This is a genomic window from Nocardioides sp. (assembly GCF_035547795.1).
GTDB lineage: Bacteria > Actinomycetota > Actinomycetes > Propionibacteriales > Nocardioidaceae > Nocardioides.
This window is the reverse complement of record NZ_DASZUF010000155.1, coordinates 1-7,885: the sequence shown is the minus strand read 5'-3', so window position 1 is coordinate 7,885 and position 7,885 is coordinate 1. Positions and strand designations below refer to the sequence as shown.

The window sequence follows — 7,885 nt, the reverse complement described above, 5'->3', positions numbered from 1 at the left end:
GTGGCTGGTGCAGCCGCACCTCGGTGCCCTCGCCGGGGGCCGTCCTGATCTCGGCGCCGCCGCCGTGTCGCTCCATTCGGGCCAGGATCGAGTCTCGTAGGCCGTGGCGGTCCTCCGGCACATCGTCCAGCACGAAGCCCGAGCCGCGGTCGCGGATGAAGACGTCGATCGCCGCGACACCGACCTCGGCGTACACGTCGATGCGGCCACCGCCGGCGTGCTTGGCGGCGTTGGTGACGGCCTCCCGGGTGGCGGCGACCAGCGCCTGAAGCGTGCCGAGTGGGGCGTCCCCCACCACGACCACGTCCACGGTGACCCCGTGTGCGTCCTCGACCTCGGCCGCGGCCTGCCGCAGGGCGGCGGCGAGGCTGACATCGGGGTCGGTGGCGTCGGCGTACAGCCAGGTGCGCAGGTCGCGCTCCTGCGAGCGGGCCAGCCGGGTGACGGCCGCGGGGTCGGCGGCGTTCTTCTGGATCAGCGCCAGCGTCTGCAGCACCGAGTCGTGCAGGTGCGCGGCGACGTCGGCGCGCTCCTGGGTGCGGACCCGCTCGGCCCGCTCCGCCGCCAGGTCGGTGAGCAGCCGGAACGCCCACGGGCCGAGGATCACCGCGATGCCCACGACGCCCAGCAGGAACGCCGTGGTCAGCTGGCCGGCGTTGTCGATGGACCCGCCGCGCAGCGAGAACAGCCCGAACGCGATCACCACCAGCAGCGCCCCCGCGGCGACCCGGGCGTAGGCGGCCCAGCCGCCGCGACCGAAGACCATCCGCACCGGGTTGAGCCGCTCTCCCGCGTCCAGCCAGCGCTCCCGCTGCGCCTCGTCGGCCTGACGCCACAGCAGCGCGATGCCGACCACCGCGATCAGCAGCGGCCAGAACAGCGTGCCGATCCCGAGGGACTGCTCGACGATCAGCACGCCGCCGAAGCCGAGCGCCCCGAGCGCGATCGCCGGCCCGGCGTCGCCCAGCCGGCGGATCCGGCCGGGCCGGCGGCCGCCCCGGGTGGCGCTCTCGGCGCCCGGCGTGCCGGTCTCCAGCGTGGGGGCGGCCGGCAGGAAGAACCACAGCCCGGCGTACAGCACCACGCCCAGGCCGCTGAGCAGTGCGGTGGCGACGAAGAAGACCCGGACCCAGGTCACGGAGACGCCGAGATGCAGGGCGAGGCCGGCGGCCACGCCGCCGACGACCGAGGTCTCGGTGTCGCGGTAGGCCCTGCGGACGGGACGGGTGTCGCTCATGGCGAGCCCATCGTCACACGTGGGCCTGCGCGGTTCCATGAGGGAGCACCCTGACACATGCTCGGGGCGGCCCGGTGCGGATCAGGGGTCTCCCCGATGGTCCGGCGGCGATCCCGCGGCCAGGCTTGATGCCATGACCACCACTCCGACCGACGCCCCGGAGAGCCCGCGCTCCGACGGCTCTCGCGACCTGGGCCACCTCCGTCGCAGTCGCACCGATCGGCACATCGCCGGCGTGGCCGGCGGCCTGGCCCGGCACCTCGACATCGACCCGATCATCGTGCGGGTCGGCCTCGTCGTGCTGGTGTTCTTCGGTTGCGCCGGCCTGCTGCTGTACGCCGCCGGCTGGCTCTTCGTGCCCGAGGAGGGCAGCGACTCGGCCATCGTGCGGCTGGACGCGCGCAGCCGCTCGTTCGTGCTCTACGTCGTCGCCGCGCTAGCAGTACTGGCCGTCCTCGGCGGCACCATCGGCCACTTCGACGTGCCGTGGGTGTTCTTCATCCCGGCCATCGTCGTGCTGGTGGTGCTGATGACCCGGGAACAGGCCTGGGGCGGGCTGTTGCGGATGCCCGGCCGGATGCGGAGGGAGGCCGGCGTGCCGGCCGCCTCGGTCGCGCCGGAGCCCGCGGCGTACTCCTCCTCCGACGTGCCGCCGACCCCGACCACTCCGGTGCCCGCTCCGCCGCCTCCGCCGAACCCGCGCCGCCGCGGCCCGGTCCTGTTCTGGTTCACCCTGGCGCTGATCGCGCTCGCCGAGGGCGTGCTGGGCCTGGTCGACCTGGCCGGGGCCTCGATCGCGGGTCCGGCGTACGCCGCGCTCGCGGTCGGGATCATCGGGCTGATGCTGGTGGTCGGGGCGTTCTGGGGACGTGCCGGCGGGCTCATCTTCATCGGGTTCGTCGCCGGCATCGTGCTGGCCGGCTCGCTGGCCGCCGACAAGTGGGATCTCGACGCGCACAGCCACACCGTCACCTACACGCCGACGAGCATGGCCGAGGTGCGCACCGACTACCACCTGGGCACCGGAGACCTGCGCCTCGACCTGACCCGGCTGAGCGACCCGGCCGCGCTGGCCGGCCACGCGATCGATCTCAGCGGCCACGTCGGCTCGATCAAGGTGCTGCTGCCTGAAGGCATCGCCGCCTCGGCGGACGCCCGGATCAAGGGCCCCGGCCACGTCGAGGTCTTCGACGAGGACAGCGGTGGCTTCCACCGCCACCTCTCCGGCGCGATCGCCGGGACCATCACCAGCGAACCCCTGTACATCGACGCCAACCTCAACGTCGGCGAGATCACCGTGGAGACAAGATGAGCGACGAGACGCTGTACCTGCCCGACGAGTCCAGCGATCGGCCCGAGCGCGAGACCGGCTGGCATCCGGTCAACGTCGGCCACCTGGTGATGGGCCTGGTCTTCCTGTGCGCGGTGGTCGCGTGGGCGCTGATCCAGACCGACACCGTCAGCGGCCACGACCTGCGCTGGCTGCTGCCCCTGCCCTGGGTGGTCGGCGGTGCGGTCGGCCTCACCGCGGCTGCGGTCTCGGGGGTGAGGCGGCACGGCGTCCGGCGCTGACGGTTCGGCTGCCTACCTCGACGAGCATTCACCGCCAGCGCGCGGCGATCTCCTCCCCCGAGGGTGGCGGGCCGGGCAGCCGGCCGGTGGCGCCGTCGGCACGCAGGCCGTCGAGCATCACCGCCAGGTAGCGCCGACGCAGCTGCTCGGTCCGCTCCGGATCGCCGAGCTCGATCGCGGCCAGTTGCTCGCCGAGCAGGGTGAGGTCGGAGAGATGGATGTCGGCACGCAGTACGCCGGAGCCGCGGGCCAGCCGGAAGACCCGCTCCCCGACCGCCACCGCCTGACGGCTCAGCTCACTGATCTCGGGGGTCATCGCGAAGCTGCCGGCCAGGCGGGTGGTCAGCTGCTGGACACCCGAGTCGACGATGCCGCGCAGATAGGCGGCGAAGCCACGCCAGGGGTCGTCGACGTCGGCCAGTGCCGCCTCGCCGATCGCCACCGCCCGGCGCAGCGAGTCCGCGCACACGGTGCGCAGCAGCTCCTCCTTGCCGGAGTAGCGACGGTAGAGCCCGCCGATCCCCACTCCGGCCGCGGCCGCGACGGCCGCCATCGACGCGTCCGGGTCGCGCAGGAACACCGCCCGCGCGGCGTCCAGGATCGCCTGGTCGTTGCGCAGGGCGTCCGCGCGTCGACGTGCCGGGGCCCGCATGGCGGAAGCCTAGGCGTGTCCGGCAGGCCCTCAGGCGGGCTCGCCGACGACCGAGGTCGACAGCGCCGCCACGGCGCGGTCCGCGTAGTCGGTGAAGACGCCGTCCACACCGGTCGCGAACATCGCCCGGTGCGCCGCCACCGACCCGCGCAGCGTCCACACGAAGACCGCCAGCCCGGCCCGGTGAGCCTGCGCCAGCAGCGGCGTCACAGCCCCGCCCGGGGTGAGCACCATGGTGCGGCGCGGCCCGATCGCGTCGGCGTACCCCGCGATCGCGTGCGCGTCCACCGGCCCGCTCTCGTCGACCAGCTGCACCAGCGGCAGGGCGGTCAGCGGGGAGATCCGGCGTACGAACCGCTCGTCGAAGGACTGGATCCACACCCGGCTGCCGGGACCGTCGACGCCGTGGTCGCGCAGCGTCTCCAACAGCAGGTGCATCATCGACAGCCCCAGCCCGGCGAAGTACGCCGGGTGCTTCACCTCGATGTGCAGCCCGATCCGCCGCCCGGCCCGCGCCGACTCCTCGGCCACCAACAGGAGCAGCTGGTCGAGGCTGATGATCGGGTCCAGCGCGGTGGGCGCGCCCAGCGTCCGCAACTCGGCGAAGGTGAGGTCCTCGGTGAACCAGCCGGTGAGCCGGCGGCCGGCCACCACCTTCGTCGTACGCCGGGCGGCGAACTCGGGCCGTGACGCGATGTCGGTGGTGCGCGACAGCTCGTTCTCGTGGCGCACCACGAGGACGCCGTCGGCGCTCATCACCAGGTCTGTCTCGACCGCGTCGGCGCCCATCCGGATCGCCAGCCGGTAGGACTCCAGCGAGTGTTCGGGCAGATGACCGGGAGCGCCCCGGTGTCCGATCACGAGTGCCATGCCGCCACGGTGTCCAGCGCGGTTGACGCCCCGGACGATGCGGCCTGAACCGGAGGTGACGGCTGCGGGTCGATCAGACGAGCGCCCGCCGGATCGCCAGCTCCACCGGCGAGGTTCCCGCGACCGGGTCGAACGCCCCGACCGGATGGAGCGGCGGCTGCGCCAGGAACCGCGGCCGGCTGCCGTGGTGCGCCTGCGCGGCGTGCACCAGGAACGGGTGACACAGGAACACGTCGCCGGCGCGGCCGGTGGCCAGCGCCGCCGGATGGTCGGCGGTCGCCGTGGCGGCACGCCGCGAGATCTGCATCATGGTCAGCCCCTCCTCGCCGTACGGCGCCAGCAACCGGGCGGCGTCGAGATGCGAGCCGACCCGGATGCGGGTGGGCGCGTCATCCTCCTCGACGTCGGAGAAGAGGAACAGCATCAAGAGCGCCCGGCCCCGGGAGGCGAGGTTGACCCGCCACCGGAAGAAGTCGCTCGGATCCTCGCCCTCGCCCAGGAACGACGCGTCGAGGTGCCAGCCGTCGTCGCCAGGCGGCTGATCGGAGGGGAACCGCACCGGGAACGTCCCCAGGCTCGCACGAGGCGCCCAGCGGCCAGGCCCGACCAGCAGATCGAAGGCCGCCCGGAGCCGGGGCGTGTTCGCGGCCTCGCCGAACGGCGCCGCCGCCTGGTCGCCCAGCCGCACGACCGGCTGGGTCCAGGTCGCCGGGTCGTCGGGCTTCGCGTCGAGCTGCGACCACAGCACGTCGCGGCAGGCGGCAGCCAGATCGGGGCCGAACGCGCCCTCGATCCGGACGTAGCCGCGCTCGACGAACTCCTCGGCCAGGTCGATCGTGCTCATCGGGTTCACCGTGGCAGAGGACGCGGCCGGTGCGCATCCGGATATCTCAGGGCGTGTCCTCGCCGCGCCATGTCACGCCCTCGCGGATCACCCGGGCCGGGGTGCCGGCAACGGCGGTGTGGGACGGAACCTTCTGGCCGCGCACCATGCTGCGGGACCCGACCACCGCGCCCTCGCCGATCTCGACGTGGCCGGTCAGCACCGCCTCCCGACCCAGCCAGACGTGCCGACCGAGCCGGATGGTGGCGCCGTACGGGTTGATCCGCTCGCCGGTCTCCACATCCTCGAGCCGGTGCATATCGTCCGTGGCGACGTACACGTTGGCCGCCCACAGCTGGTCCGGAGCGGCCACGATCGCACCGCCGTTGCGGGCGTCGAGGACGGCACATCGGGTGGCGACGGTGTCGCCGTTGAGCACGATCGCCGAGCCGGCGCCGCAGTAGAGGTCACCGGCGGTCAGCTCGGTGCCCGGGCCGACGAACACCAGCGCCTCGTCGCCGCCGATGAGCAGCGAGGCCAGGTGCGGCAGCGTCGACCCGATGGCGAGGAGTACGCCGGAGAACGGGTAGAGCGCCAGCCTGCTCACCACCGACTCGGCGAGCTCCACGCCGGCGCCCAGGTAGAGCGCATTGCCCTGCTGGTGCCACCACGACGGCAGCGGCGCGGTGACGGCGGTCAGGCCGGCCCGCTCAAGCACCTCGGGCTCGGCACCGGCGGCCGCCAGGCGGGCCCGATGCTCGGCGGTCAGCGCCGCCCCGCGGCTCCACCTGCTCTCCGCAGAAGACATGCGGGGTTTCTATCACCCCGTTCGGGGCAACCCGGGGAGGATGGAGACCAGCGACCGCCACGAGACAGCGGCCGAGCGGATGGACCGTCTCTTCGCCGACCTGCTGCAGGAGCTGCGGGTGATGCAGACCGGCGCCCAGCTGACCTCGGGCTTCCTGCTGACGCTGCCCTTCCAGAGCCGCTTCGGCGAGCTCGGCACGGTCGACAGGTGCGTCTACCTGGCGCTGGTGATGCTCTCCCTGGTGACGACCGCCCTGGTGATGTCGGCCGTCGCGGTCCACCAGCGGCTGTCCGGGCGACACGTCAAGGACCGCGTCGTGGCCGCGGGCCGGCGACTGCTCACCGGCGTACTCGTCGCCTTGGCGCTGCTCGTCGTCGGCATCGGCTTCTTCGTCTTCGACATGGTCACCGATCTGCCGGCGGCGGTTGCGGCCGGGTTCGCGCTGGTGCTCGTGCTCGTCGCCCTGCTGGTCGCCCTCCCTCGGCTGCTGCTGACGCGCGACCCGGACGACCGGTAGGGACGGACCCGGCGGCAGCTCGTCCCTACGGACGGGTAGGTTCGCGCTCATGAAGCTCTCGATGCCACTGTCCTACTTCGGGAACCCGCGGGAGACCGCCGACCAGGTGGTCGCCCTGGAGAAGGCCGGTCTGGATCAGCTGTGGGTGGCCGAGCCGTACGGGTTCGACGCGGTGTCGCTGCTGGGCTACCTGGCCGCCAAGACCGAGCGGGTGGAGCTCGGGGCCGGCATCCTCAACATCTACTCCCGCACGCCCGGAGCGCTGCTGCAGACCGCGGCCGGCCTGGACAACGTCAGCGGCGGCCGCGCCATCATCGGGTTGGGTGCGAGCGGCCCGCAGGTGATCGAGGGCTTCCACGGCGTTCCTTACGACCGGCCGCTGCAGCGCACCCGCGAGATCGTGAAGATCCTGCGCCAGGGTCTGCGACACGAGCGGCTGGTCAACGACGGCATCTACCAGCTCCCGCTGCCCGCCGACCAGGGGCTCGGCCTGGGCAAGCCGCTGAAGCTGCTCAATCGGCCCGAGCGGGCCGACGTACCCCTGTGGATCGCGGCGCTCGGTGCCAAGAACGTCGCGCTCACCGCCGAGGTGGCCGACGGCTGGCTGCCGTTCCTGTTCCACCCGGAGAAGGCGCACGGGATCTGGGGCGACGCCCTCGCGGCGGGCAACGCCAAGCGCAGCCCCGACCTGGGGCCGCTGGAGATCAGCGCCGGCGGCCTGGTCGCGATCGGCGAGGACGTGCAGGACTGTCTGGACCAGATGCGGCCGATCTACGCGCTCTACGTCGGCGGCATGGGCGCGCGCGGCAAGAACTTCTACAACCAGCTCGCCCGTGACTACGGCTACGAGCAGGCGGCCGAGGAGATCCAGGAACTCTACCTGAGCGGCCACAAGCGCGACGCCGAGGCGAAGGTGCCGCTGGAGTGGCTGCAGGCGGGCAACCTGGTCGGCCCGGCGAGCTACGTCCGGGAGCGGATCGCGGCGTTCGCGGAGGCGGGCGTGACCAGCCTGCAGGTGATGCCGGCGCAGGGCGTCGACGCGGCCGCGACCGTCGCCCAGTTGCGGGAGTGGGTGTAGCTCAGCGGCCCCGCTGCTGTCCCCAGACGACGCCGAGAGCGAAGAGGTTCGCGACCTGGAAGTGGTCCATCGCGTCGGAGAGGCGCCGGCGGCCGGTCCGGTCGGAGATCCCGAGGGCGTGCGAGGCGGCCTCGAGCGTGGCACCGCCGCTCATCAGCCGCAGCAGTGGGTCCCAGCTCGCCGCGCCGTTCCACACGGGTACGGCGAGCGTCCAGAGTTGGTCGAAGACCCATTGCGCGAGCCCTGCCACCGCCGGGCTGTGCACCGCCATCACCGAGGTGGGCCAGCCCTCGCCCCACTCCAGCGGCAGTGCCACGACCTCGTCGTC

Annotated in this window: 9 protein-coding genes and 1 pseudogene; 4 read left to right on the top strand and 6 right to left on the bottom strand. The window is 73.0% G+C overall.

Annotation, left to right across the window (positions count from 1 at the left end):
* The coding region (locus tag VHA72_RS10490; protein ID WP_325574951.1) for an ATP-binding protein at positions 1 to 1,237 on the bottom strand (1,237 nt) is incomplete at its 3' end.
* Between the two features lie 133 nt (positions 1,238 to 1,370).
* Between VHA72_RS10490 and VHA72_RS10485 the strand changes: the two genes are divergently transcribed.
* The gene (locus tag VHA72_RS10485; RefSeq protein ID WP_325574949.1) at positions 1,371 to 2,549 is read left to right on the top strand and encodes a PspC domain-containing protein; all 1,179 of its coding nucleotides are present in this window, start codon (positions 1,371 to 1,373) and stop codon (positions 2,547 to 2,549) included.
* Positions 2,546 to 2,809, top strand: coding sequence for a hypothetical protein (locus VHA72_RS10480; protein WP_325574947.1), 264 nt, complete (start codon positions 2,546 to 2,548; stop codon positions 2,807 to 2,809). The genes VHA72_RS10485 and VHA72_RS10480 overlap by 4 nt, the downstream gene beginning before the upstream one ends.
* 28 nt (positions 2,810 to 2,837) lie before the next feature.
* Here the strand turns inward: VHA72_RS10480 and VHA72_RS10475 are convergent, their stop codons facing one another.
* The 4 genes from VHA72_RS10475 to VHA72_RS10460 all read right to left on the bottom strand — a co-directional run bounded on the left by VHA72_RS10475 (position 2,838) and on the right by VHA72_RS10460 (position 5,962).
* Entirely contained in the window at positions 2,838 to 3,461 is a 624-nt protein-coding gene (locus VHA72_RS10475) for a TetR family transcriptional regulator (RefSeq protein ID WP_325574945.1), read from the bottom strand.
* A 30-nt stretch (positions 3,462 to 3,491) separates the two neighbouring features.
* Positions 3,492 to 4,331 carry a glycerophosphodiester phosphodiesterase family protein gene (locus tag VHA72_RS10470; RefSeq protein WP_325574943.1) on the bottom strand — a complete coding sequence of 280 codons (840 nt, stop codon included), beginning with the start codon at positions 4,329 to 4,331 and terminating at the stop codon, positions 3,492 to 3,494.
* Positions 4,332 to 4,404: 73 nt separating this feature from the next.
* Positions 4,405 to 5,175: a phytanoyl-CoA dioxygenase family protein gene (locus VHA72_RS10465; RefSeq protein ID WP_325574941.1), complete on the bottom strand. Its 771-nt coding sequence runs from the start codon at positions 5,173 to 5,175 to the stop codon at positions 4,405 to 4,407.
* 46 nt (positions 5,176 to 5,221) lie between these two features.
* Entirely contained in the window at positions 5,222 to 5,962 is a 741-nt protein-coding gene (locus VHA72_RS10460; protein WP_325574939.1) for an acyltransferase, read from the bottom strand.
* A gap of 40 nt (positions 5,963 to 6,002) precedes the next feature.
* On the opposite strand from VHA72_RS10460, the gene VHA72_RS10455 reads away from it, so the two are divergent.
* Complete coding sequence (locus VHA72_RS10455) at positions 6,003 to 6,479, top strand: DUF6328 family protein (protein WP_325574937.1); 477 nt, start codon at positions 6,003 to 6,005, stop codon at positions 6,477 to 6,479.
* Between the two features lie 46 nt (positions 6,480 to 6,525).
* Positions 6,526 to 7,557, top strand: a pseudogene (locus VHA72_RS10450) (LLM class F420-dependent oxidoreductase); the annotation flags it as partial.
* Position 7,558: 1 nt separating this feature from the next.
* On the opposite strand, the gene VHA72_RS10445 reads toward VHA72_RS10450, so the two are convergent.
* Positions 7,559 to 7,885, bottom strand: a 327-nt coding sequence (locus VHA72_RS10445) for a hypothetical protein (RefSeq protein WP_325574933.1), incomplete at its 5' end; no start/stop codon positions are given.

What these genes read in the sequence shown, in the direction of transcription:
- VHA72_RS10485 (WP_325574949.1), top strand. Translation starts at nt 1,371, where the DNA reads ATGACCACCACTCCGACCGACGCCCCGGAGAGCCCGCGCTCCGACGGC.
- VHA72_RS10475 (WP_325574945.1), bottom strand. Translation starts at nt 3,461, where the DNA reads ATGCGGGCCCCGGCACGTCGACGCGCGGACGCCCTGCGCAACGACCAG.
- VHA72_RS10470 (WP_325574943.1), bottom strand. Translation starts at nt 4,331, where the DNA reads ATGGCACTCGTGATCGGACACCGGGGCGCTCCCGGTCATCTGCCCGAA.
- VHA72_RS10480 (WP_325574947.1), top strand. Translation starts at nt 2,546, where the DNA reads ATGAGCGACGAGACGCTGTACCTGCCCGACGAGTCCAGCGATCGGCCC.
- VHA72_RS10460 (WP_325574939.1), bottom strand. Translation starts at nt 5,962, where the DNA reads ATGTCTTCTGCGGAGAGCAGGTGGAGCCGCGGGGCGGCGCTGACCGCC.
- VHA72_RS10465 (WP_325574941.1), bottom strand. Translation starts at nt 5,175, where the DNA reads ATGAGCACGATCGACCTGGCCGAGGAGTTCGTCGAGCGCGGCTACGTC.
- VHA72_RS10455 (WP_325574937.1), top strand. Translation starts at nt 6,003, where the DNA reads ATGGAGACCAGCGACCGCCACGAGACAGCGGCCGAGCGGATGGACCGT.